Below are 22,274 nucleotides of genomic sequence, written 5' to 3'. Positions count from 1 at the left end.
GGAGTCGGGATAACAATGAAAGCAATAGAACACGGATATGAGGAGCAGCCCGTTCTGGCGGGAAGTGACGAACTGGAGCAAATTGAGATTGAGCTGCTTCTTGATGGGGTACACCGTTTATATGGCTATGATTTCCGGAATTATGCGTTGCCTTCATTAAAACGACGCATCTGGCATCATGTTCATGCGGAGAATGTACTCACCATATCCGCGCTGCAAGAGAAGGTTCTGCATGATCGGGCTTGTTTTGAACGATTTGTTTACAGTCTCTCTATTCCTGTTACTGAAATGTTCAGGGATCCAGGATTATTTCTAACTTTTCGCCAGAAGGTAGTTCCTTTGTTAAGAACCTATCCCTATATTCGTATCTGGCATGCCGGATGTTCCACTGGGGAGGAAGTTTATTCTATGGCCATCCTGCTACATGAAGAAGGGCTTTATGATAAAGCTCGAATTTATGCCACAGATATGAATGAGCGTTCTTTACAGCAGGCTAAGGAAGGCGTTTATGATATTAGCAGAATGAAGCAATACACAAAGAATTATTTGGAGGCAGGAGGTACTCGGGCATTTTCCGAATACTACACTGCGAAGTATAACTCAGTCATTTTACAACCGTATTTACGCAAAAATATTATTTTTGCTGAACATAATTTAGCTACTGACACTTCTTTTAATGAATTTAATGTTATTTTCTGCCGAAATGTAATGATTTATTTCAATGATGAGCTTCGTGATCATGTTCACGGGTTGTTTCATGAAAGTCTCAGTCGCTTTGGAATCCTTGTTCTGGGCTCTAAAGAGTCTATTCACTTTACGAAATATAGCGATTGCTATGAATCTTTAGACAGAGTGGAGAAAATATACCGTAACATAAAATAACGCATGAAGGAGGGTGGTCCTATGGGGTTTCAAGAACCAATTCATATACTACTAGTCGACGACCGTCCTGAAAACTTGCTGGCGCTGGAGGCGGTACTTGAGAGCCAGCATTACGAGCTAGTCAAAGCCACCTCCGGTGAAGAGGCACTGCGGTGTTTGTTAAGGTATGATTTTGCTGTCATCGTACTGGACGTACAGATGCCAGGTATGGATGGGATCGAAACCGCAAAATTGATCAAAGCCAGAGAAAAAACAAAGGATATCCCCATTATTTTTATCTCTGCGAACAGCAAGGAAGCGGAGCACTTATTCGCTGGTTATTCGGCAGGGGCTATTGATTATATGGTCAAGCCGTTCATTCCACAGATTTTGAACTCTAAGATACAAGGCTTTGTCGAAATGTACATCACGAGTAAGAAACATCAGACTCAAACCATGCTGCTGCAGCAAAAGACGAAAGAACTGGAAATTATTAATAGTGAGCTTATTAAGGCAAAAGAAGAGGCGGAGATTGCCTCTAAAGCAAAGTCGGAATTTCTTGCTATGATGAGTCATGAGATTCGTACACCTATGAACGGCGTAGTTGGCATGATCGATCTATTAATGGAGACGGATCTTACTTCTGAGCAAAAGGAATATTCGGAGATCATTCGGAAAAGTGCCGACACGTTGATTACGGTAATTAACGACATTCTTGATTTTACTAAAATGGAATCCGGAAAAATGGAAGTTGAAGAGCACTTATTTGAACTTCGAAATTGTATTCAAGAGGTGTTCAGCCTCTTCTCGATAGAAGCGGGAAAGAAGAACCTGGAGCTCGCTTATTTTATTGATCAGAAATTGCCTCGGCTTTTATATGGGGATATGGCTCGTTTACGCCAAGTTTTAATTAATCTGATCGCTAACGCAGTTAAATTCACAAATCAAGGTGGGGTCTATCTAGTCGCCTCGATCAAGAGCGTTGCGGATCATAAGATGGAAGTTGAGTTCACAATTATGGATACGGGTATTGGTATTTCTCCGGAGAAATGTGACCGATTATTTGAGCCCTTTTCGCAGCTTGATTCTTCCATGACACGAAAATATGGGGGAACAGGTCTGGGACTAGCTATATGTAAATCTCTTGTCGGAATGATGGGCGGAGAAATTCGGGTAGAATCGATGGAGCAAAAAGGAGCCACGTTTATCTTTACGATTCAGGCATCTATGCCAGGAGAAGATTTGATAGGTGGATATCAAGAAGAGGAATCCACGCATCTTGTTCCCAATCAAGAGGGGAGAAGTAGAATCCTTGTTGTGGATGACCATCCGATTAATCAGCGTCTAATGGTCAGCATGCTGGATAAGCTGGGCTATGCGGCCGATATGGCTGAAGATGGTCAACAGGCTGTGGAGATGGCGATTAAACATCCTTATGATTTTATCTTTATGGACCTTCAAATGCCAGTGATGGATGGCTTGGAGGCGACCGCTCAAATTCGTCGAGAGGGTGGTCCTGCTGCCGAGAAGACCGTTATCATTGCAATGACGGCGAACGTCATGGAAGGAATTCAGAATCGCTGTAAGGCCTCTGGAATGGATGATTACATCAGCAAACCGCTGAAGATGAGTAGTATAAAACAAATTATTTCTCGATATTCCAGCAACGACAATGTATTAGTAGAACCTGATATATCTATTTTCCAAGCGTAATCTAGTATTTACCAATCCGTTTTTTTAACGTTATCTGATTCAAAGGTATATCATTAAGGTTATTAATATAGAAAATATTTGTTCAGGAGAGATCGTCTAATGAATACGCATAAAAGTAACAAGTTCCATGCTAAGACAGAAACCAAAGGGAATGTATGCACAGTTTTCCTGAGTGGTGAACTTGATTTATCAGTTGCTTCCGATTTCCGCCTGGTTATGGAGCCACTTGTGGGAGATACCAAACTAGATCTAGTTATTAATCTAAAAGAATTAAAATACATCGATAGCACAGGGATTGGTATTCTACTTTCGATCCTGAAATCAAGACAAGGAATGGACGTTAAGTTTATGGTTGAGGATGTTCCTCCACAAATTCAGAAGCTGTTTGACATGACTGGTATTTCCAAGTTTTTTGCCTCCCAAGAGAATTCCCACTAGGAAAGGATAGAACAAAGAATGAGTGATGATGTGCAAAAAGTAATTCTTCAGTTGCCTGCTAGCGCAGAGTATGTGGATATTGTTAGGTTGAATTTATACGGCATTGCCTCGAAAATGGGTTTCACCTATGAGGATATAGAAGACATGAAAGTGGCAGTGTCAGAGGCGTGTAACAATTCAGTATTATATGCTTATGGCCAAAAAGACGGAGTAGTAGATGTTATTTTTGAGGTAGAGGAAAGCTCCTTATCCATTACAGTCAAAGACGAAGGGGAGAGCTTTGACGGCTTGGACAAGTCTAATGAACGTATGACACTGCACGATAAGGAGTTAAGTGACGTTCAGGTTGGCGGGTTAGGGTTCTACTTAATGCAAGCGTTGATGGATGACGTTAGTGTCGTAAGTGAAGCCGGAAAAGGGACGGTGGTAACTTTGAAGAAGCACCTTAATTTTAGCGAGGAGAAAGTATGAGTGACAAAGTGACTCCCCCCGAGTCCATGAATGAAGCAGTCACCCAAATTTGGGAGTATCAGCAGACCAAGGATAACGATCAGGCGACGTTGCTGATACAGAAATATGAGCCTATGGTGAAAATGGCTGCTGGGAAAATTTCCCGTAATCGCCCCGACTTGTATGAGGATTTATATCAGGTCGGGCAAATGGCGCTCATCCGGTTACTGCAGCAATATGATATCAGTCTCGGAATCCCTTTTGAGCCCTATGCGATGAAAAGCATGATTGGACATATGAAGAATTATTTGCGTGATAAATCTTGGTACATACAGGTTCCTAGACGGATTAAAGAAAAAGGAGCGCTTGTTCAACACGCGATTGATGAACTTACAGTGAAGCTTGAGCGTTCTCCTGCGGTCGATGAGATCGCTCATTATCTTGATCTGTCTGTTGAAGAAACTGTAGAAGTACTGGCAGGCAGAGAATGTTACCATTACGTATCTCTAGATTCACCGCTTTCTCAAGAGGAGACTGGAGCTACGCTAGGGGAGCTTATCAGCTCTGATGCGAACGATTACGAGACTGTAGAGAAACGAATGGATCTGCAGCAAGCACTAGGACAATTGAAGGAGCAAGAGCAGCAAGTGTTGCTGCTAGCCTTCCAAGATGGTCAATCCCAGCGGGCAATTGCTCAGAAGCTGGGGGTTTCACAGATGAGTGTTTCACGGATACAGAAGCGGGCCACTGAGAAGTTAAAGCAGATTATGGCCAACTCATCCTATTGAGCTCCTTTATGTGTAATATACATTACTTGGATTTGAATTCTATTGTTCGACGATAAGGACATGCCTCTCTCCGTGTGGAGAATAGCATGTCCTTTATTTGTGTTCCGCAACGCTCCTTACCCCGCTTGTCCGGCTAACCTTGAAGGATTAGCCGGACAAGCGGGGCAAGGGGGAACGGTGATAGATGGGCCATAGGTAGCCCAGTTGTTAGCTGTTCGCATCGATGTATTTTTTGATCTCGCCAAGGTACTCACCGATCACGGGAACATCAAGAAATAGGCTAAGAATGTAGCCCAGAACACCAAGGACTACGAACGTTCCGAGAGATAGGCCGAGACCTCGGGATATACCGGCCATCAAGTTTGTGATAATTCTTTTTTTGGGATCTGAGTAGTTATCAAGGATGTCCTTAAATTCTGATTTTTCTAGTGAATCAGCAATCTTGTCCAGACGATTGTTTAAGCGTTTGACCTCATGACGTAATTCGAAAGGATGTTCATCAATTTCATATGCTTTTGTTTGGCTATTTGATTCTCCCATGGAGCACCCTGCTTTCTGTAGCCCGATCGGGCATTCATTAAGGATCTATTCAATCAGATGAAACTTTATATAGGGTATAACTAAACAACAGCCAGCTGCGGACAGCTGGCTGTTGTCGGATGAAATGATAGCTGTATTATGCCGCAGATTAGTAACTGGATTTATAGGAGGATTTAACATCCTCTTTCGCATCTTTAGCCTCATCGGCGACTTCTTTAGAGGATGCTTTGGCTTCGTCAGCCACTTCTTTAGAAGCGTCTTTAACATCAGAGGCTACATTATTTGAGGCTTCACTTACAGTGTCACCAATTTTGCTGCCTACGTCTTGAAGGGTAGCGGCAATTTGCTGCTTGCTGTCACTGACAGTAGTGTAGATATCAGAGGCTTTGACTGAAACCGTACTAGCCAGATCGGTTGCTTTTTCACCTACCGTTGTGGCAATGGCTTTGGTCTTGTCAGTTACGACACCAGCAACTTCTTTGGTTTTGTCAGTAGCAAGCGTAAGTTTATCGGACAGATCACTGCGCATTTCACGACCAGGCTTTGGTGCAAATAATAGGGCTGCTGCAGCACCTATTAAGCTACCAATAAAGATGCCTTTGAAAAAGTTGCTTCCGTTTTCTACTTCATGCTCTACTTTATGTTCTACGTTACTCATCACCAATCACTCCTTATAAGTTATCTTACTTCGTATTTAAACTTTGGCGTATAGGCTGAAACAATTGATGAGCAAGGCGTAGATGGCGAGGGGCTCTTGTTATGGACTATTTATTAACAGCTTGGAATACCGCATAGCCGAATTCGGGCAGATTCAGATGTAGTAATGATGTGAATTTTTCTGTTCGCTTCTGCGTCTCTAGGTTTACCCATATAGCGTCCATCCCGGGTACAGGAATGGTGGCGTCGACTAACACCTCTTCATTGTTGAGCACGATTAAGAAGCGGTTATGTTCGTCCCACCGTTCATATACAAGCAGACTTGGGTGGTCCGGGATATCCAGCGATTTAAAGCCGCTACTACGGAACGCAGTATGCGACTTACGAAGACCGATCATCCAGCGATAGTATTCGAACAGTTCCCTGTTCTGTTTCTGGATGTCCCACTCCATACATTTACGATTATCTGGGTCATATTCACCTTCCATACCGATTTCATCGCCATAGTAAATACATGGTGCTCCCTGAAAGGTCATTTGGAACAAAACGGCCAGTTTTAATCTCCGGATGTCACCACCGCAAAGGGTCAGGAAACGAGTTGTGTCATGGCTGTCTAATAGATTAAAAGTGGCCTCTGTAATTTGCTGCGGGTAATTTGCTAGCATAGTAGCAATCGATAGAGAGAATTGTGAAGCATTAATTTGTCCGTGAGCGAAGAAATTAATCTGAATATTGGTTAGTGGGTAATTCATAACGGCGTCAAATTGATCGCCAAGTAGCCACGGCAAGGAATCATGCATAATTTCGCCTACAAGATAGGCTTCTGGATTAATGCTTTTGATCGTATTACGGAATTGTCGCCAGAACGTATGAGAGACTTCATTCGCGACATCAAGCCGCCAACCGTCTACACCGATTTCCTCAATCCAATAACGACCAACGTTCAACAGATAATCTCTGACTTCAGGATTCTCAGTGTTGAATTTTGGCATGATAGGCTCGAATGCAAATGTGTCATAGGTGGGAATTCCGTCGATGACTTGTGGTGGCCACTCACGCACATGAAACCAATCGGCATAACGGGAAGAGCGCCCGTTGGTGAGCAGATCAACAAATGGCGGAAAGGTATGGCCGCAATGATTAAAGACACCGTCTAGAATGACGCGGATCCCTTTGGAATGACAGGCGTCGACAAGTTCTTTTAGCAAAGCGTTGGTTCCCAAATGAGGGTCCACCAAGAAATAATCCTTTATATCATATTTATGATTGGTGGTTGCCTCAAACAGAGGATTGAAATAGATGGCGGTAATGCCCAATTCACAGAGATAATCCAAATGATCTAGTACACCTTGCAAGTCTCCTCCGAAGAAATTCCGGGGACTCGGCGTACCGCCCCAATCCAGCACATCTGCCGGATCGTTAGTAGGATCGCCATTTGCGAAACGCTCCGGAAAAATTTGATAAAATACTGCATCCTTCACCCATGCTGGAGGGGAGTGTACATCTTCACGGTTCAAGAAAGGAAAGTCGAATAAGCCCTCATATATTATGACTGGAGGCTCTGAGAAGAAGCCTTTTTCCAAATAATAAAGGACCTCATCTTTGTTATAAAGTGCAAAATAGTAAGTGAGTCTGCGATAAACAGGACGGACCGCAGCCTGCCAATAATCGAATAAGCTGTCAGAAGCCATGTGCTGCATGGGAATAACCTCATGGGTTTTGTCCCAACCGTATTTATCTCCGCAAAAAAGATCAATCTGTGACACGTTATCCCGTTTTGTTCTTATGCGAATATGCAGTGTAGACTCATCGTAGGCATATGACCAATTCTGCCCCATGCGATGATAAACGGCTTCTTGTTGAATCATAATCAATTTCCATCCCTTCGCGGCATGTAAACGCAAAAAAGGGCCAACCTCATGATAATCAGAGGTTGAACCCTTGGCGGTTTCATTGCCTTTAAATTTTGTCTGAATCTTATCATACCCCTCAAGATTAAAGCAATAGATTATTTCACATGAATTCACAATATGGAATATTTAGTATGTAGTTAAAAAAAGGAGAAAATATAAGGAAAAACAAGAAAAGTGCTATTAAATCACCCCATTTGGATCTATACTCTGATTGCAATCCAAATTATGGGTATTATAGAATGAGGGCGAACGAACTTGATTTTTCTTAATACGCAAACAAATTAAAGGCACTGTTACCTAAAAGGTACAACCTCGGCACTTTGTGCAAATGAGGTTGTACCTTTTTTGCATGCTCTTTTTCTATGCGTGTTAGGTCTGATCACTTATGAATAAAGGGGAGATGAGCAAATGAAGAAGAGTAAACGATCTAAAATGCAAGCGGTATCATTTAGTTTGACCCTGAGTCTGCTGTTGGCATTGACGGTTACGGCTTGCGGTTCAGGCAATGGGAACTCTACGGCTCAGCCGAATTCAAGCCCGAATTCCACAGTGAACGAGCCGGGGGGAACTACAAATGAGACGAATCCCGCCGAAGAGGAGCTGAAACCGGAAGCTGGGGCCGAATTAACGGTCTGGGAAGCCAAGGAGCAGGTTGAGTACATGAAGCAGTTAGCCGCTGATTTCGAAAAAGAATACGGCGTTCCTGTCAAGGTTGAGGAAATGGCGGGCGGCGATCAGGGAACAAGGTTGGCGACAGATGGCCCGTCCAAACTAGCCGCTGATGTGTTGACTCTCCCGCATGATCAGATCGGTCAGGCTGTCAAAGCGGGATTGCTTTTGCCAAATGATGTGTTTGAGGAAGAAACGAAATCAACTATGGTGGAGACAGCTATTCAGGCATCGACTTATGACGGTATCCTGTACGGTTATCCTAAATCGGTGGAGACCTATGCGCTGTTCTACAACAAGGATCTGATATCCGAAGCTCCAAAAACCTGGGATGATGTGATCGCTTTTGCCAATACGTACAATAAGCCGAAAGAGAACAAGTTTGCGATCATGTGGGAATTCGTCGGGTATTACAGCTATCCATTCATTGGCAGCTTCGGCGGATACATTTACGGTGACAACAATACGAATGTCAAGGATATCGGCTTGAATAATGAAGGCACCGTCAAAGGATTTACTTTTCTCCAGAGCTTAAAAGGAATTCTGCCATTGAATGCAGGAGATATCACCTATGACGTTAAAACCCAATTGTTTCAGGAAGGCAAGCTGGCAATGAACATCGACGGGCCATGGTCCATAGCGATGTTCAAGGATCATATCAACCTTGGAGTGGCGCCTCTTCCTAAGGGACCTGATGGTCAAGACAGCATTTCTTTTTCCGGAGTTAAATCGTATTATGTCAATTCCTATACGGTATATCCGGTCGCAGCTCGCCTGTTCGCACATTTTGCAAGCAACAAGGAGAATCAGCTCAAGAACTTTGAAATGACGGGTGCGATTCCTGCGAACATTGAAGCCGGAGAAGCGCCGGTAATCAAAGATGATCCGATTATAAGTGGATTCTTCGAGCAATTCCAACACTCCGTGCCGATGCCTTCCCTATCGGAAATCAAATCCGTCTGGGAACCGCTAAAGGCAGCATTTGTATCCCTGTGGAACGATCCGGGTCTTGATGTTAAGCAGACGCTCGATAAGACTGTATCAACGATTCAGGCCGATCTGGATTCGAAGTAAAGGACAGGTGATTTGAGCTATGCACAAAAAAACAGGTGCAGCGCTACTCTCGGCTATTATTCCGGGACTGGGCCAGTTCTTCAATCGACAGTGGCTGAAAGGATTAGTATTCCTGCTGGTGGGGTCTGCTGGAATCTATTTTATTGCTCATGATCTAATGGGGTATTTGCGGGGGTTGATCACACTTGGTGAATTTCCAAGCCGTATGGTCAAGGTAGGTAAATTAACCCGGATGGTGGAGGGCGATCACTCCATTTTTATGATGATCAATGGTCTGATGTCATTGCTGGCGCTGCTGTTTTATACAGCTTTTCATTTACTGAATATCAGGGATGCCTTCTTAGTTGGAGCTGCGCGGGACCGGAATGAGCCCATTCATTCATTCGGTGAATCGCTCAGACATATGGGGCGTAGAAATTTCGCTTATCTTGTACTTGCGATTCCTTTTGTGGCAGTGGTTTTTCTGACGATATTGCCGCTTGTTTTTTCGGTGCTACTGGCGTTTACGAACTATGCCGACCCGATTTTACCGCCTGCGCATCTAGTAGAATGGGTGGGTTTCGGTAATTTTAATAAAATGCTAAGTTTGGATGTATGGAGTTCAACCTTCGGCGGAGTGCTGACTTGGACACTGATCTGGGCGATTATTGCTACTGCGACGACTTACATTGGAGGTGTGCTCATCGCCGTACTTATTCACCAGCCCCGTGTTCGGTGGAAAAAGCTTTGGCGTACACTGCTGATCGTTCCCTTTGCTATTCCTAATATGATTTCTCTGCTCGTCATGCGTAATATGTTCAATAATCAGTTCGGACCGATCAATAGTTATGTAAGAGCTTTGGGATTGGAGGGGGTGGCCTGGCTGACTAATCCTTTCTGGGCAAAGGTCACCGTAATTCTGGCTAATATGTGGATCGGAATTCCGGTTACCATGATTCTGGCCTTTGGGGTACTGACAACGATTCCAAGGGATATGTACGAAGCTGCTGAAGTGGACGGAGCTGGGGCATTCTACAAATTCCGCATGGTTACACTGCCTATGGTGCTGTTCGCGACCGCTCCAATCCTGATTATGCAGTTTGCCGGTAACATTAATAGCTTTAACGTCATTTACCTGATGACCAACGGAGAACCGGTTAATCCGAATTACCAGTATGCGGGCCATACCGATCTGCTGGTGACTTGGCTCTACAAACTGGCGCTTAACCAATCGCAATACAGCTTTGCTTCCGTAATCGGGATTGTCATCTTCCTGTTGGTCGCGACCTTCTCCATCTGGAGCTACCGCCGAACGCGATCCTACAAAGAGGAGGATATGATTGCATGAAGCCAAAACTGACAGAAGCGTTTAAAACGATTGGAAGCCATTTGCTACTGATTGTGCTCAGTTTTATTAGTCTTTTTCCAGCGTTTTGGATTATTATGTCTTCATTCAAGACGGGAAACAGTTTGTTCAGCGACTCGTTGATTCCTAAAAATTTCACGTTCATTCATTACAAGGAACTGTTTGAGCAAACTAAATATTTGATTTGGTTCATGAATACACTAAAGGTTGCAGCGCTGTCTACGCTACTTGGCACTTTTCTGCTGCTGTTGACTTCGTATGCCATCTCTCGCTATCGGTTCACGGGCAGAAAAACGACACTGACCGCGCTTCTAGTTCTGCAAATGTTTCCGGGATTCATGGCTATGATTGCAGTTTACGTGCTGCTGAACACGCTTGGGCTACTGAATTCCCATTGGGCACTTGTGCTTGTATACAGCAGTGGCGCCATTATCACCAATGTGTTTGTGGCTAAAGGTTTTTTTGATACTATTCCTAAAAGTCTGGAAGATGCTGCGCGGATGGACGGGGCGAGCCACATGAAAGTTTTCCTCTCTATAATGATCCCGCTGTCCAAACCGATGCTTACCTATGCCAGTCTTATGATATTTAATGGCTGCTTTGTGGATTTCATATTCGCTGACCTTGTATTGCGTACGGAAGAGACGAGAACGCTCGCTGTCGGGCTTTTCCGGATGGTGAATCAAAGCAATTCGACCGAATTCACATTGTTCGCCGCCGGAGCGGTGCTGGTTGCTCTCCCGGTCACGCTACTGTTCATTTTCCTTCAGCGATTCCTGGTGGACGGTCTGACCGCGGGTGCAAGTAAGGGTTAGTTCGATTTGCGCTCCCACTCTACAGCAGTACTGAATTCTATAAAAACCACTTCCTTTTCAGAAGAGCAAGAATCTGATGCGGGAGTGGTTTTTTAATTTAAAAGCTTCATTTATGTTCCTGTCATTCAGGATTTATTGCTGATGGAATTGTTTTTGTGTGGTTTCTAAAATCTTCTTGGTGTGGAGAGGATTGAAGAATGATGAAAATAGGAGTAGAATTCCTCATGGAACTAACACTTAAGGGAGTTTGTGATGTACAAAAAATCCCCCGAGCACGGGGTTATTTTCTAGCATTTATTAAATGTAGAATCCTAATAAATCCTTGTGAGTTATAGAGCAGCAAAGAGAAAAGAGGAGAGTTACCATGGAAACAGTATTAGTACGAGAATATCGGTCAGATTTGCTGGAATGTGTCCATAGCGGACATATTGCTATCGTAGGAGAACACGGGAACGTAAAGGGCTATGCAGGTGATCCTGAATTTGTATCCTTTACCCGTTCTGCGGCCAAGCCACTTCAGGCTATCCCAGGCATTCGTGGAGGAATCGTGGAGCATTATGGTTTTACACCCGCAGAGGTTGCCCTAATGACTGCTTCTCACCGAGGAGAGAGCTACCATGTTGCCGCGCTAGAGAGTATTTCCTCCAAGATTGGGATCGATGAGCAACAAATGATATGTGCCACTAGCTATCCACTGGATTATACGAGTAGAGAGAATGCCATTCGCGGCGCGGGCAAAAGAAAGTTCTATCATAACTGTGCGGGCAAGCACATGGGGATTTTATCGTATAGTAAGCTCAAAGGACTACCACTTGAAGAATACTCTCAGCCGGAGCAAACGGTTCAGCGTGAAATTATAGATACGATTGCTTATATGGCTGGTGTAGCACCAGACAGTATTGGTCTAGGTACGGATGGATGCGGTCTGCCGGTATTTGCCATGCCTTTGACAGCCTTGGCGACTGCGTATTTGAAATTAGCCAATCCTGATTTAATTGCTGACGAGGCAACTCGCAAAGCGGTCACCACGATTACTGCGGCCATGAATGCTCATCCGGAGATGGTTTCTGGGTCTGGTCGCCTTGATTCAATCCTTTTGGAAGATGAAAATATTATTGCTAAGGGTGGATTTAAAGGCGTATATTGCTTTGGGTTGCGCCGCGAGCGACTAGGCATTGCCTTCAAGATTCTGGATGGATCAGAAGAAGAGTGGGGACTTATTGTACAGGGGATTTTAAATCAGATTGGATACAGTCAGAAAAATACTTTGGAAAAGCTGCGTAATGCATTTTCAGGTGTGATCTACAATGATGGTGGTACACGGGTAGGTCATGCAGATACAGAATTTCAGCTTCATTTCATGAAATAGGAACTTAAAAAGGAGCCCGTCGCTGCGCATCCATCTCGGATTCGCAGCGACGGGCTCCTTTTGTAAACGAAGAACAATTATTTCTGACGTAGACGGCCGAGTTCGGAGACGAGCGCTTCCACCTGAGAAATACTGAGTCTATCGCTGCCCATGGCTACCTCATAGACATCGAAGATATCTTCATATTTATCTACTGAAAAAGCGGAGGCTTGCATTGCAGCAGCACTTGCCATCTTCAGTTTGTTCTTGATGGCCTCGATCATATATTCAACATTTTCCTGACTAGGTTGTGTTAAATCCATAGGGTTATTAACATCCTTTCTGTACACTGATTCATGTATTTTACCATGATTGTGAGCTTGATCACCATTTTTTTGTCGGGCTCACAGAAATCATGTTAAATTAAAGGCATGAAATCAAAAATATCGTCGAAGGGAGGAAAGGTATTGGCAATTAGAGAACAGGGAAGCAGTAAACGAAGCAAAATGGACGATGTAGGATTGGTGTCCTTTTTTATGGAAATTGCAGCGCTACATTCAGCTAAGAAAGTTACCTTTCTGTGTATCGGAACGGATCGATCTACAGGTGATGCTCTCGGTCCACTAACAGGCAGCAAACTTCTGGAATATGGCTTTCCGCACGTAATCGGTACGTTGCCATCTCCTTGCGATGCAGATAATTTGGTGGCCAGAGTCGCTGAGATTCCATCTGAGCATATCATTATTGCTGTGGATGCTTGCCTAGGACCTCCAATAGCTCTTGGATATTACTTCGTTTCGAATGAGCCGCTTCAGCCAGCACAATCGGTGGGGGTATGCCTTCCCGCAGTGGGGCATTATAGCTTGGCGGCGATTGTAGATATCAACGGTCCCAAGCCCTATCGGACGCTGCAGACGACTCCACTACATAGAGTTATGGTTATGGCTGAACAAATTGCCGCCGCAGCAGCAAAAGGGTTTGGAATTGGGCGTTAAGAATAGGATGCCGGTTTCAAGGAGAGCTGTTTTGCTTAATAATAGATATTAGTTAATATATCTTAGTATTTTGGAAAGAGGGAAGCAGCCATGGAAAGAGTACGTTGTGACGGAAGCAATATTTGCTACAGTGATCAGGGGAAAGGCGAGGTTATTGTATTACTGCATGGCTTTTGCGGAAGTGCTGAATACTGGGAACAGATCATTCCCATCTTAAGCAGCGACTACCGAGTGATTGCTCCCGATTTACGTGGTCATGGAGCTTCAGAGGCTCCACTAGGCCCCTATACTATTGAACAAATGGCAGACGATGTTCTGGGCTTGTTAGATACACTAGAAATTTCTGAATGCACCATGCTGGGACATTCTCTTGGTGGGTATATTACACTTTCGTTCGCGCAGCGGTATGCCTCTCGATTGAAGGGCTTCGGATTAATCCATTCTACTGCATATCCGGATAGTGAAGAAGCTCGGGAGAATCGATTGAAAAGTGTCAGCAGGATTCAAAATGAAGGCATTACTCCTTTTGTGGACAGCTTCGTCCCAGGAATTTTTGCTAAAGCAACCGCTTCTGCATCACCACAGCTGCTGGAGCGAGCTAAAGAAATTGGTTACAAAACGCCTCCACAAGGAGCAGCGGGAGCTGCACTGGCGATGCGCGAGCGTCCGGATCGGCGTGATGTGATCACAGCAACCACGTTGCCGGTACTACTTGTTGCTGGCGAGCAGGATGGACTGATTCCTGCGGAGCGCACCTTTACTTCGGATAAACCAAATATAACGCAAGCTACGATTTCTGGAGCGGGCCACATGAGCCTCTTTGAAGCTCCTGAACGGTTAGCTGAGGTTATCAGGGAATTCACCCAAGCTACGGTTAGTATTAACAGCCATTCGTGATCGCTGAAATAATAATTCAAAAAGAGGCAGCTCCGCGTCAAAGTAACTGGCGTGGGCTGCCTCTTTTTTAGGAGACTATTGAAATTTACGGATTCCCAATCCGGCAATAGCTATGATTGTTACGCCGCTAATGAGGCACGGCATTTAATGTCAATAAGTAGAAGGATTCTAGTCATTATTTTTCCCGGAATTGCTTTAGTGGCATAGCGTAGTGCAATGGTTTAAGATAAATGAATAAAACACATATAATACCTAGATACAATAGCTTCACAGTTACAGTATGGAAAAGGGGGAAGTTCATGTTCCGAAGAGACTATATTGTCCGAATGATTGAAGATATGACGGCGATGGTTGCAAAGGTTCTAACGCTGAAGCAAGAGCGGAAGACAACGGAAGCCTTATGGGAAATTGATGAGCTATTGAACCGACATTTTCCGCTGAACTCACGTCTTTCAAATTCACTATCTGTAGAAGATATTATAGATATGTTCCGGTTTAATGGTGTATTGGAGTCAGATAAGCTTCAAGGTGTAGCTAAGCTACTTAAGGAAGAGGGCAGCATTTATGCTGCAAATGGCGATCATGACGCGGCACTATTCAGAAGTATGAGATCGCTGCATTTATATTTGTACGCAGATTTGCACGGCGCTGATCGAGAAATGCTGCAGATGACAGAGGATATTAATGAACTTCTGGAGGAAGTCAAAGCGTATCGTCTTCCAGCCAAGACGGAACGGCTGCTTCTAGATTATATGGAGTCAATCGGACATTATAGTAAAGCGGAGGACAGTCTGTATCGACTATGGGAGCAGGGGGAAGATGTCTCACTGGAAGGTGATGAGCTGTACAGACGGCTGCTGCTTAAATCACCGGAAGAATTGGAACAAGGCTCGCTTCCTATCCATGAAGTGGAACAAGGATGGAAAGAGTGGCGCCGGATCACAGAAGTTCGAAGGGAGTCGGAAGCCTAATGAATACCCCTTTATTTATTATCGATGCCTTTGCAGGAAAAGCATATTCAGGAAATCCGGCAGCAGTATGCTTGCTGAAGCATCCAGTCGACGAGGCATTTATGCTTAAGACAGCAGCAGAAATGAACTTGTCAGAGACGGCATTTCTCTGGCCGGAGAATGATGGATATCGCCTGCGCTGGTTCACGCCCAAGGTTGAGGTTAATTTATGTGGCCATGCTACTCTAGCGAGTGCACATATATTATGGGAGGTGGGATTGCTGGATCCAGAGGTGGAAGCTAGATTTTATACACGCAGTGGGTTGCTTAGAGCTTCTCGTGCGGATGACCTCATCTCACTGTACTTCCCGCCTTATGAGCTTAAGTCTTCTCCTACAATTCCGGCTCTTATAGAAGCACTTGGTATTACAGAAGCAAATGTGGTAGAAACTATGCTATATGCTGACAATGTACTTGTACGGCTCGATCAGGAATCCCTAGTTCGCGAACTTAGCCCAGACTTTGGGGCTTTATCCCGGCTTGAAGAGCGAGCCTTTGCGGTTACTGCAGAAAGCTCCATCGAAGGCATTGATTGTGTGTCACGGTTCTTTGCACCGAAGATGGGGGTAAATGAGGATCCGGTCACAGGCTCAGCGCATACTGCGCTAGCACCTTTCTGGGCTAGTCGACTTAACCGTACGCAGTTGACCGCTTATCAAGCTTCCGAACGAGGAGGCTTACTTCAACTTGAGGTAAGCAAAGATCAGATTAAGATGTCTGGCCGAGCAATAACTATTGTTAGTGGAGAGCTGCATGTGAAGCCCTGATAGGATAACTCTTGTAGAGCCGTGATATAATGGAACGATGATGGTTAGGAGACAATGATTCTCCATTTTTAATCCCGAAAGTGAGATGTGCGTTGTGGAATCTTTAAAAGCTCTTATTGAACAACTGATTAGTGACCGAACCTTGATTATGGCTACCTTAAGCCAAGTACGTAACAAAGGGGAGACCTGTACCAAGGTACAGATTAAACCTGTCGAACTAAAAGGTAAGTTGCATTATCAGTTTGCGTCCTATATTGGTACAAAGGTTGAACATCGCAACGTACCGGCAGAATTAGCAGCGGAGGACATGACTCTTTTATTTAGAGAATCATATCGCCAAGGCTTGTTATGCACGGTGGAAGCGGATTATCAGGTGCTGATTAGCAAAAAATTCAAAGTATCCATCCTTACCAAGTCTCCAAGTAAAAAAGAAGAGCCGGATCTGGCACACAACCGCCGCAAGCGTTATGTGCTGGAGGATGGAGAACCTGTGCCATTTCTTGTGGAGCTTGGCATAATGAACAGAGAAGGAAAAGTGCTGGCCAAGCGATACGATAAGTTCCGGCAGATCAACCGTTTTTTGGAGATGGTTGAGGATGTGCTTGCCGATCTGCCAACGGGACGGCCATTAACGATTGTTGATTTTGGATGTGGTAAATCGTATTTGACCTTTGCTCTTTATCACTATCTGACCGTCCGCAAGAAGCGGGAGCTTAATATTATTGGACTTGATTTGAAAGCGGATGTAATTGAGCATTGTAATGAGCTTGCTGCGAAAATCGGTTATGATCACCTGAAGTTCCTTGTGGGTGACATTGCCGAGTACGATGAGCTGGATCAGGTAGATATGGTTATAACGCTTCATGCTTGTGACACAGCTACAGATGCTGCACTCGAAAAAGCAGTACGTTGGGGCGCCTCCGTCATTTTGTCTGTGCCTTGCTGTCAACATGAATTGTTCGCGCAGATTGAGAATGAAGTAATGAGTCCGATGCTTTCACATGGGATACTTAAGGAACGTTTCTCTGCCTTGGCTACGGATGCTATCCGTGCCAAATTGCTCGATATGATGGGTTATAGCAGCCAGCTGCTGGAATTCATCGACCTGGAGAATACACCGAAGAATATTTTAATCCGCGCCGTTAAAAGCTCGGGTGGTGATAACTCCGTCAAATGGCGTGAATACACCGCATTCCGTGATTTTATAGGGGCGAAACCTTACCTTGAGCGCGTATGTACTGACCTGCTTCCGAGTGAAAGTTCGGTGGAGGGGTAGCACGAGCAATTTTCCCCATCCGGCGGAATTCTCGAAAAATAGTTGTACATTATGCAATTACACTAGGATGCAGTAACGAATATCAGAGGTTAGTTGTACTTTTTGCAACTATATAGCTTTTTTGATGAGAATTGGGACGGTACAGCTCCTTCGTGGAGAGGTATCGTCCTTTTTGCATTCTAGTTTTGCGAAGGGGAAATGTGGAAAGGATAGATATAACTTAACGAATATAGGGGTATCTAAATGGGGAGCGTTAACAGAGAGCGGAGTCTGGATTCAATAATCGTATATTTTAGTGCAGCCTTAGTCATCGCAGCCGGAGTAGGAGCTTGTTTGCTGCGTGGATTTTTTTTTACAGAGGAGATGTACCTCTTTCTGACCCTATGGTTTGTGATGTGTTCTGTGGCTTTGCTTTATTTGTACATTGGAGTAGGCAAGTGGAGAAGTAGCGCAGGGGGAGCAGGTGGAGTACGTAGAGCTTTGAAAATAATGTTGACTGCACCTTTAATAGTTCTATCACTCTATCTGATTCATTGGCTAAGAGATCCTCTTTCGGCACAGGGAACAATGAATGAAATATTACGGTGGGGCTTGTATGCTAGCTTTGCATTTTTGGTTTGTTTTTGCGCGTTGAATCGGGTGGGGCGTCAGCTTATCATTGCTGCGTGGTCTATTTTGGGCATATTCTTAAGCATAAGTGCTTTGCTGGCAGTGTGCGGGGTGGTAGAGTTACCTTTCGCTATAGCCTATAGCCACTCCTCTGCAGTTAGTGTTACAGGTGCCAGATTAGCAGGGGTGATGGAATATCCTAATGCCTTTGGTGCTGTGATGGCTGTTTTTCTACTGGAGCGGCTGTTTGCTGTCGCTGCTTATTATGAAAGACCTCAGAAGAGTGTGGATGGATGCGATAGATTGGAGCGGCGAGAACCGCGAAGCACGGCCGCCGCGCTGCTGCGCTTGCTGCCGCTGTTCCCGTACGCCGCCGCGCTGCTCCTCAGCGAGTCGCGCGGCGCATGGCTGACGGCGGCTTGCGCCTGCGCCGCCGTTTTGCTCTGGAAGCGGCAGCTCATCGCGCCGCTTCTTGCCGCTGGCGCCGCGCCCGTGGTCGCCGCGGCGCTGCTCTACCGCCAACTGGCCCGTGCCGGGTTGGCGGTAGATCCTTTGCCCGGCCTGCTGTTGCTGGCCGGGCTTTGGGCCGGCGCGTTGCTAGCCGGCCTATGGCTGTGCCGCCGCCAGCGCAACGCGGCGGGCAGTGCCCGAGCCGCCATGCTGGCATTGGCGGCAGCAGGTTGGACGGCGGCGGGCACCGCCGTCCTCCTGCACGTGCGCGAGCGGATCACCGGACCGTCATCGACGGTATCCGCGCGTGGTCTGTTCTACCGCGACGCCTGGCGGCTGGCGGTAGAGGCACCTTGGCTGGGGCGCGGGGGCGAGACTTGGCGGAGTTCATACCTCGCCGCCCAATCTCGCCCTTATGTTGGCAGCCAAGTGCATAACGGTTATCTCGACATCCTGTTGAACCTAGGATTTGTCGGCCTGGCAGCCATACTGCTTATGCTGCTAGCAGCAGGCTGGCTGCTGGCTAAGAGATCGCCGCGTCTGCTGCCGCCATTTTTGGTTATCGTTATGCATAGCGCAGTCGATTTTGACTGGAGCTACGGATTAATCTGGCTGCTGCTTTTTTGGCTGCCAGCACTTGCCCTGTCTGAATATGAGCAGAAACATCAATCTGCGAATACCCGCTTTACGTCCATAAGTTTGCTCACCACTCATTACGCATCCGCGAACCTCGGCGCCACTATCCCTGCATTCGCGAGCCTGTCACATCCATATCCCCGCCGACTATTTATCACTGTCGCCTGCTGCCTTTGTCTCATGTTATCTGTATTGTCCCTTCAGGCTGCACAAGGAGAGAGGTACTACCGGCAAGCAGTTCAGACGGTTGATCCCTCGGTGAAGGCAGATTTGCTAGAGCAATCACTAGCGTGGAATCCCCAGTCTCCCAAAACAGCTGTAGCATTATCCAGGCTACTTACGGGTGAACAAAGTGTGAGTTTACTCCAGCAGAGTTTGCAATATTCTCCGGATACTGCAAGTTTAAACTGGGAAATGGCTAGACGATGGATGTACAGTGATGATCCGGGAGCTGCATTATATTGGATACGTCGAAGTATTCAGCTTGATAAATACAACTCTGTTAAGTGGGTCAAAGGGATTGAAGGCATGCTTATGATGGGCCGGAAAAAGTTAGCGGAAGGGAATCGAATGGAGGCCATAAGCTGTATTGCCTCAGGGAACGAGCTTCTGCGGGAGTATAGAGTGTTGGCAGAATACGAGGGAAGTAAAGGTGAGCAGCATAATGACCGGAAGTTCCAAATAACAGAACAAGCCGACGACCTGAGTCGACGGCTTAGTGTACTTGCTTCACGATTTTAACTGACGTGAAATGATCCAAGAGTATAGAACAGGAACGAGAATAACAAGTACAAGAGCTGTAATAATAAGGGTCTGAGACAAGACGCCGCTCAAAAAGGCTCCCCCAAAAATAAGCAACCCGCCGATCATCCACATTCTTCCGGAAAGACGATGTGTTTTTCGCCACACCTCTGGGCTAGAGAGCGTCCATGCTGTGCGAACACCGAACAAATAATTATCTTTTACCTGTGGCATGTAGTTGCCGAGCGCAATAAACATCACTCCTAGGGCTCCTATAGCAATTTTACCCACATTAATCTCTTTACCCAGACCGTAAGCAACCGTGAGCACGAGCATGAGATTAAAAAGCACCCCAATGGCGAGTCTGCTCATAGCATAGGCATTTTCGAACTTCTTATAATTTTCCCGTTTAGGATCGATGCTACGTGTGAATTGCATGATCAGCGGAAGCACAATACCCAGGATTCCGAACATAAAAATAGCTATGTTTTTATCCCAATACCGGTTGACTTTACCCGAAATTCCCCACTGCGCGGGCAGCTCCTGTGGCAGCTTGCCATAATTGATTAAAGCATAAGCTAATGAAGCCAAACCTAATATTACAATCAGTGTATCTTGCCATCTCCATTTAAAATCCTTCATCTTCAATCAGCCTCCTTCTCAGAATCCATACCACGGCTTTGTTTTCCGTCCAGTGATTTGCTTTCCGTCTCCGTTTGCTTTCCCGTACCTGTAAGCTCGAGCAACCAGCCAAGAACCTCTTCGAGAACCGTCGTATTTAATGAATACATAATGAATTGACCTTTTCGTTCATCCTGTACGAGATCGGCATGCTTCAGTGCATTCAGATGGTGAGAAATGCTTGGTTTTGACATGTTGAAAAAATCAGCAATTTCACCTGCGGTTCGGTCCTTCTCCCTTAGTAACCGAATGATTTGGCGACGGGTAGGGTCAGCTAGTGCTTTGAAAGACTCATTCATATTCCACCCACCATTTCGATATTTAGGTAATTGTCTAAATATATAATAACCATTCTTATTCTTATCTGTCAATGCGTATTCTCCTCATTTTGATTGAGAAAGAAATTGTCACCGAATCTTTGGATTTACCGCCGTTTGCGGCTATGCCCTTGCTAATACTAACTGTGGGCAAGTATTCGATGAATGGTTCGAAACATAGAAGCGGAGGAGAGGATATATGATGCTGACGAATAAGGTTGCAGTTGTTACAGGTGCGGGTTCTGGGATTGGGGAAGCAATTGCTCTTCTTTTTGCCCAGCAAGGGGCTAAGGTTATTGCTGCGGACATCCATCTGGGGGATGTTGAAGCGGTGGCCAAGAAGGCAGAACAAGGTCATGGCAACGGGGTGGTGTATCCTGTAAAGGCAGACGTTTCGAAGGAAGAGGATACTCAGCGAATGATTGATGCCGCAAGTACACAATTTGGTGGACTTCATATTCTCGTTAATAATGCGGGGATCATGGATAAAATGACCCCGGCTCATGAAATCACAGACGACTTATGGGAGAACGTAATTGCAGTGAACGTCACCGGACCCATGAGAGCCATTCGTAAGGTCTTACCGATTTTCATGGCACAAGAAGGTGGATGTATCATCAATGTAGCATCGATCGGCGGCTTAGAGGGATCACGTGCAGGAGTGGCCTATACTGCCTCCAAGCATGCTGTCATCGGTATGACTAAAAATGTAGGGTATCAGTACTCGAAGCTTGGAATTCGCTGTAATGCTATAGCACCAGGTGGGGTAAAGACGAATATTGATTTGTCTAATCCGAGTGCTTTTGGTAGTCAAAAGGCAGGAGATGGTATGGCGTCCATGCCGCGAACAGGGGAAAGCAGCGAGATCGCATCGATAGCTTTATTCCTGGCTTCAGAAGCTGCGAGCTTCGTGAATGGAACGGTAATAACGGCGGACGCCGGATGGACCGCTTATTAAACAGCTTTTACATTTTAGACAAAGAGGTGTCCATTTCCATCTTCATTGCTGGAAGTGTACACCTTTTCTGGTTATACAGGTTGTTCTAACTCTTTTTAAGAGAGGGTCGATATAGGGTAATGGCCTCGCCGCTGTAAGTAGATGTGATAAGGTTGCTTGTGCTAGAATAGGCTAAGAGAAACTGGAAAATAGAGCAGAGCGGCAGAGCTTTTTAAAATATAAGAAAGTAAAAGTTTAGTATCTATACTTTATGTTCTTATATTTCTTGCTTAAACGCTAAGCGTCTTTATATAGACGCCAAAGATGTTTATGCTAGATACATAGCC

General features: G+C 45.4%; 22 protein-coding genes. 16 read left to right on the top strand and 6 right to left on the bottom strand.

Features of this window, described 5'->3' with window-relative positions; translation table 11 throughout:
- Positions 1 to 15: 15 nt before the first annotated feature.
- From MKX41_RS20640 to MKX41_RS20620, 5 genes are all read left to right on the top strand, one after another.
- On the top strand, positions 16 to 882 hold the full coding sequence (locus MKX41_RS20640) for a CheR family methyltransferase (protein WP_076300661.1): 867 nt from the start codon (positions 16 to 18) through the stop codon (positions 880 to 882).
- A gap of 21 nt (positions 883 to 903) precedes the next feature.
- The gene (locus MKX41_RS20635; RefSeq protein WP_339267230.1) at positions 904 to 2,574 is read left to right on the top strand and encodes a response regulator; all 1,671 of its coding nucleotides are present in this window, start codon (positions 904 to 906) and stop codon (positions 2,572 to 2,574) included.
- Between the two features lie 99 nt (positions 2,575 to 2,673).
- Entirely contained in the window at positions 2,674 to 3,012 is a 339-nt protein-coding gene (locus MKX41_RS20630; RefSeq protein ID WP_042131044.1) for an STAS domain-containing protein, read from the top strand.
- An 18-nt stretch (positions 3,013 to 3,030) separates the two neighbouring features.
- Positions 3,031 to 3,483, top strand: coding sequence for an anti-sigma B factor RsbW (gene rsbW / locus MKX41_RS20625; protein ID WP_042191848.1), 453 nt, complete (start codon positions 3,031 to 3,033; stop codon positions 3,481 to 3,483).
- Positions 3,480 to 4,250 carry a sigma-70 family RNA polymerase sigma factor gene (locus MKX41_RS20620; RefSeq protein WP_042131042.1) on the top strand — a complete coding sequence of 257 codons (771 nt, stop codon included), beginning with the start codon at positions 3,480 to 3,482 and terminating at the stop codon, positions 4,248 to 4,250. The genes rsbW and MKX41_RS20620 overlap by 4 nt, the downstream gene beginning before the upstream one ends.
- Before the next feature lie 207 nt (positions 4,251 to 4,457).
- Here MKX41_RS20620 and MKX41_RS20615 read toward each other — a convergent pair whose 3' ends face one another.
- The 3 genes from MKX41_RS20615 to MKX41_RS20605 form a co-directional block, all read right to left on the bottom strand.
- Entirely contained in the window at positions 4,458 to 4,790 is a 333-nt protein-coding gene (locus tag MKX41_RS20615; protein ID WP_042191847.1) for a DUF5665 domain-containing protein, read from the bottom strand.
- Positions 4,791 to 4,938: 148 nt separating this feature from the next.
- Positions 4,939 to 5,448 carry a YtxH domain-containing protein gene (locus MKX41_RS20610; RefSeq protein WP_340972861.1) on the bottom strand — a complete coding sequence of 170 codons (510 nt, stop codon included), beginning with the start codon at positions 5,446 to 5,448 and terminating at the stop codon, positions 4,939 to 4,941.
- Between the two features lie 106 nt (positions 5,449 to 5,554).
- Positions 5,555 to 7,315, bottom strand: a complete 1,761-nt coding sequence (locus MKX41_RS20605; protein WP_340972859.1) for a glycoside hydrolase family 13 protein — start codon at positions 7,313 to 7,315, stop codon at positions 5,555 to 5,557.
- Between the two features lie 453 nt (positions 7,316 to 7,768).
- Here MKX41_RS20605 and MKX41_RS20600 point away from each other — a divergent pair, with 453 nt between their 5' ends.
- From MKX41_RS20600 to MKX41_RS20585, 4 genes are all read left to right on the top strand, one after another.
- The gene (locus MKX41_RS20600; protein ID WP_339798623.1) at positions 7,769 to 9,103 is read left to right on the top strand and encodes a sugar ABC transporter substrate-binding protein; all 1,335 of its coding nucleotides are present in this window, start codon (positions 7,769 to 7,771) and stop codon (positions 9,101 to 9,103) included.
- A 19-nt stretch (positions 9,104 to 9,122) separates the two neighbouring features.
- Positions 9,123 to 10,430 carry a sugar ABC transporter permease gene (locus MKX41_RS20595; protein WP_340972857.1) on the top strand — a complete coding sequence of 436 codons (1,308 nt, stop codon included), beginning with the start codon at positions 9,123 to 9,125 and terminating at the stop codon, positions 10,428 to 10,430.
- Positions 10,427 to 11,263: a sugar ABC transporter permease gene (locus MKX41_RS20590; RefSeq protein ID WP_042131038.1), complete on the top strand. Its 837-nt coding sequence runs from the start codon at positions 10,427 to 10,429 to the stop codon at positions 11,261 to 11,263. Before MKX41_RS20595 ends, MKX41_RS20590 begins: the two co-directional genes overlap by 4 nt.
- A 364-nt stretch (positions 11,264 to 11,627) precedes the next feature.
- A complete protein-coding gene (locus tag MKX41_RS20585) occupies positions 11,628 to 12,632 on the top strand; it encodes an asparaginase (RefSeq protein WP_340972856.1) in 1,005 nt (334 codons plus the stop codon).
- 77 nt (positions 12,633 to 12,709) lie between these two features.
- On the opposite strand, the gene MKX41_RS20580 is transcribed toward MKX41_RS20585, so the two are convergent.
- Complete coding sequence (locus MKX41_RS20580) at positions 12,710 to 12,934, bottom strand: DUF1128 domain-containing protein (RefSeq protein WP_042191840.1); 225 nt, start codon at positions 12,932 to 12,934, stop codon at positions 12,710 to 12,712.
- A gap of 144 nt (positions 12,935 to 13,078) precedes the next feature.
- Between MKX41_RS20580 and yyaC the strand changes: the two genes are divergently transcribed.
- The 6 genes from yyaC to MKX41_RS20550 all read left to right on the top strand — a co-directional run bounded on the left by yyaC (position 13,079) and on the right by MKX41_RS20550 (position 19,992).
- Entirely contained in the window at positions 13,079 to 13,606 is a 528-nt protein-coding gene (yyaC, locus tag MKX41_RS20575; RefSeq protein WP_256716395.1) for a spore protease YyaC, read from the top strand.
- Between the two features lie 90 nt (positions 13,607 to 13,696).
- Complete coding sequence (locus MKX41_RS20570) at positions 13,697 to 14,503, top strand: alpha/beta fold hydrolase (RefSeq protein ID WP_340972854.1); 807 nt, start codon at positions 13,697 to 13,699, stop codon at positions 14,501 to 14,503.
- 299 nt (positions 14,504 to 14,802) lie between these two features.
- Positions 14,803 to 15,474, top strand: coding sequence for a DUF6483 family protein (locus MKX41_RS20565; RefSeq protein ID WP_340972853.1), 672 nt, complete (start codon positions 14,803 to 14,805; stop codon positions 15,472 to 15,474).
- The gene (locus MKX41_RS20560) at positions 15,474 to 16,280 is read left to right on the top strand and encodes a PhzF family phenazine biosynthesis protein (protein WP_340972852.1); all 807 of its coding nucleotides are present in this window, start codon (positions 15,474 to 15,476) and stop codon (positions 16,278 to 16,280) included. Before MKX41_RS20565 ends, MKX41_RS20560 begins: the two co-directional genes overlap by 1 nt.
- 85 nt (positions 16,281 to 16,365) lie before the next feature.
- Positions 16,366 to 17,556 (top strand): class I SAM-dependent methyltransferase, encoded by a 1,191-nt coding sequence (locus MKX41_RS20555; RefSeq protein WP_340972851.1) that lies wholly within the window; start codon positions 16,366 to 16,368, stop codon positions 17,554 to 17,556.
- Between the two features lie 243 nt (positions 17,557 to 17,799).
- On the top strand, positions 17,800 to 19,992 hold the full coding sequence (locus MKX41_RS20550) for an O-antigen ligase family protein (protein WP_340972850.1): 2,193 nt from the start codon (positions 17,800 to 17,802) through the stop codon (positions 19,990 to 19,992).
- Here MKX41_RS20550 and MKX41_RS20545 read toward each other — a convergent pair.
- Positions 19,981 to 20,634, bottom strand: coding sequence for an SdpI family protein (locus MKX41_RS20545; protein WP_340972849.1), 654 nt, complete (start codon positions 20,632 to 20,634; stop codon positions 19,981 to 19,983). The two genes, MKX41_RS20550 and MKX41_RS20545, sit on opposite strands and share 12 nt — an antisense overlap.
- 2 nt (positions 20,635 to 20,636) lie before the next feature.
- Positions 20,637 to 20,972, bottom strand: coding sequence for an autorepressor SdpR family transcription factor (locus MKX41_RS20540; protein ID WP_076285584.1), 336 nt, complete (start codon positions 20,970 to 20,972; stop codon positions 20,637 to 20,639).
- 217 nt (positions 20,973 to 21,189) lie between these two features.
- Between MKX41_RS20540 and MKX41_RS20535 the strand changes: the two genes are divergently transcribed.
- On the top strand, positions 21,190 to 21,948 hold the full coding sequence (locus tag MKX41_RS20535; RefSeq protein ID WP_340972847.1) for an SDR family oxidoreductase: 759 nt from the start codon (positions 21,190 to 21,192) through the stop codon (positions 21,946 to 21,948).
- Positions 21,949 to 22,274 lie beyond the last annotated feature (326 nt).

Origin of the sequence: Paenibacillus sp. FSL R5-0475 (genome assembly GCF_038004585.1) — a bacterium.
Lineage (GTDB): Bacteria > Bacillota > Bacilli > Paenibacillales > Paenibacillaceae > Paenibacillus_AQ.
This window is presented reverse-complemented; position numbering and strand designations above follow the sequence as displayed.

Bases quoted from the DNA above. Each gene is read 5' to 3' on its own strand.
- MKX41_RS20640 (WP_076300661.1), top strand. From the start codon at position 16: ATGAAAGCAATAGAACACGGATATGAGGAGCAGCCCGTTCTGGCGGGA.
- MKX41_RS20635 (WP_339267230.1), top strand. From the start codon at position 904: ATGGGGTTTCAAGAACCAATTCATATACTACTAGTCGACGACCGTCCT.
- MKX41_RS20570 (WP_340972854.1), top strand. From the start codon at position 13,697: ATGGAAAGAGTACGTTGTGACGGAAGCAATATTTGCTACAGTGATCAG.
- MKX41_RS20555 (WP_340972851.1), top strand. From the start codon at position 16,366: ATGTGCGTTGTGGAATCTTTAAAAGCTCTTATTGAACAACTGATTAGT.
- MKX41_RS20600 (WP_339798623.1), top strand. From the start codon at position 7,769: ATGAAGAAGAGTAAACGATCTAAAATGCAAGCGGTATCATTTAGTTTG.
- MKX41_RS20535 (WP_340972847.1), top strand. From the start codon at position 21,190: ATGATGCTGACGAATAAGGTTGCAGTTGTTACAGGTGCGGGTTCTGGG.
- MKX41_RS20585 (WP_340972856.1), top strand. From the start codon at position 11,628: ATGGAAACAGTATTAGTACGAGAATATCGGTCAGATTTGCTGGAATGT.
- MKX41_RS20540 (WP_076285584.1), bottom strand. From the start codon at position 20,972: ATGAATGAGTCTTTCAAAGCACTAGCTGACCCTACCCGTCGCCAAATC.
- MKX41_RS20630 (WP_042131044.1), top strand. From the start codon at position 2,674: ATGAATACGCATAAAAGTAACAAGTTCCATGCTAAGACAGAAACCAAA.
- MKX41_RS20550 (WP_340972850.1), top strand. From the start codon at position 17,800: ATGGGGAGCGTTAACAGAGAGCGGAGTCTGGATTCAATAATCGTATAT.
- rsbW (WP_042191848.1), top strand. From the start codon at position 3,031: ATGAGTGATGATGTGCAAAAAGTAATTCTTCAGTTGCCTGCTAGCGCA.
- MKX41_RS20605 (WP_340972859.1), bottom strand. From the start codon at position 7,315: ATGATTCAACAAGAAGCCGTTTATCATCGCATGGGGCAGAATTGGTCA.
- MKX41_RS20595 (WP_340972857.1), top strand. From the start codon at position 9,123: ATGCACAAAAAAACAGGTGCAGCGCTACTCTCGGCTATTATTCCGGGA.
- MKX41_RS20620 (WP_042131042.1), top strand. From the start codon at position 3,480: ATGAGTGACAAAGTGACTCCCCCCGAGTCCATGAATGAAGCAGTCACC.
- MKX41_RS20590 (WP_042131038.1), top strand. From the start codon at position 10,427: ATGAAGCCAAAACTGACAGAAGCGTTTAAAACGATTGGAAGCCATTTG.
- MKX41_RS20560 (WP_340972852.1), top strand. From the start codon at position 15,474: ATGAATACCCCTTTATTTATTATCGATGCCTTTGCAGGAAAAGCATAT.
- MKX41_RS20610 (WP_340972861.1), bottom strand. From the start codon at position 5,448: ATGAGTAACGTAGAACATAAAGTAGAGCATGAAGTAGAAAACGGAAGC.
- MKX41_RS20545 (WP_340972849.1), bottom strand. From the start codon at position 20,634: ATGAAGGATTTTAAATGGAGATGGCAAGATACACTGATTGTAATATTA.
- MKX41_RS20565 (WP_340972853.1), top strand. From the start codon at position 14,803: ATGTTCCGAAGAGACTATATTGTCCGAATGATTGAAGATATGACGGCG.
- MKX41_RS20615 (WP_042191847.1), bottom strand. From the start codon at position 4,790: ATGGGAGAATCAAATAGCCAAACAAAAGCATATGAAATTGATGAACAT.
- MKX41_RS20580 (WP_042191840.1), bottom strand. From the start codon at position 12,934: ATGGATTTAACACAACCTAGTCAGGAAAATGTTGAATATATGATCGAG.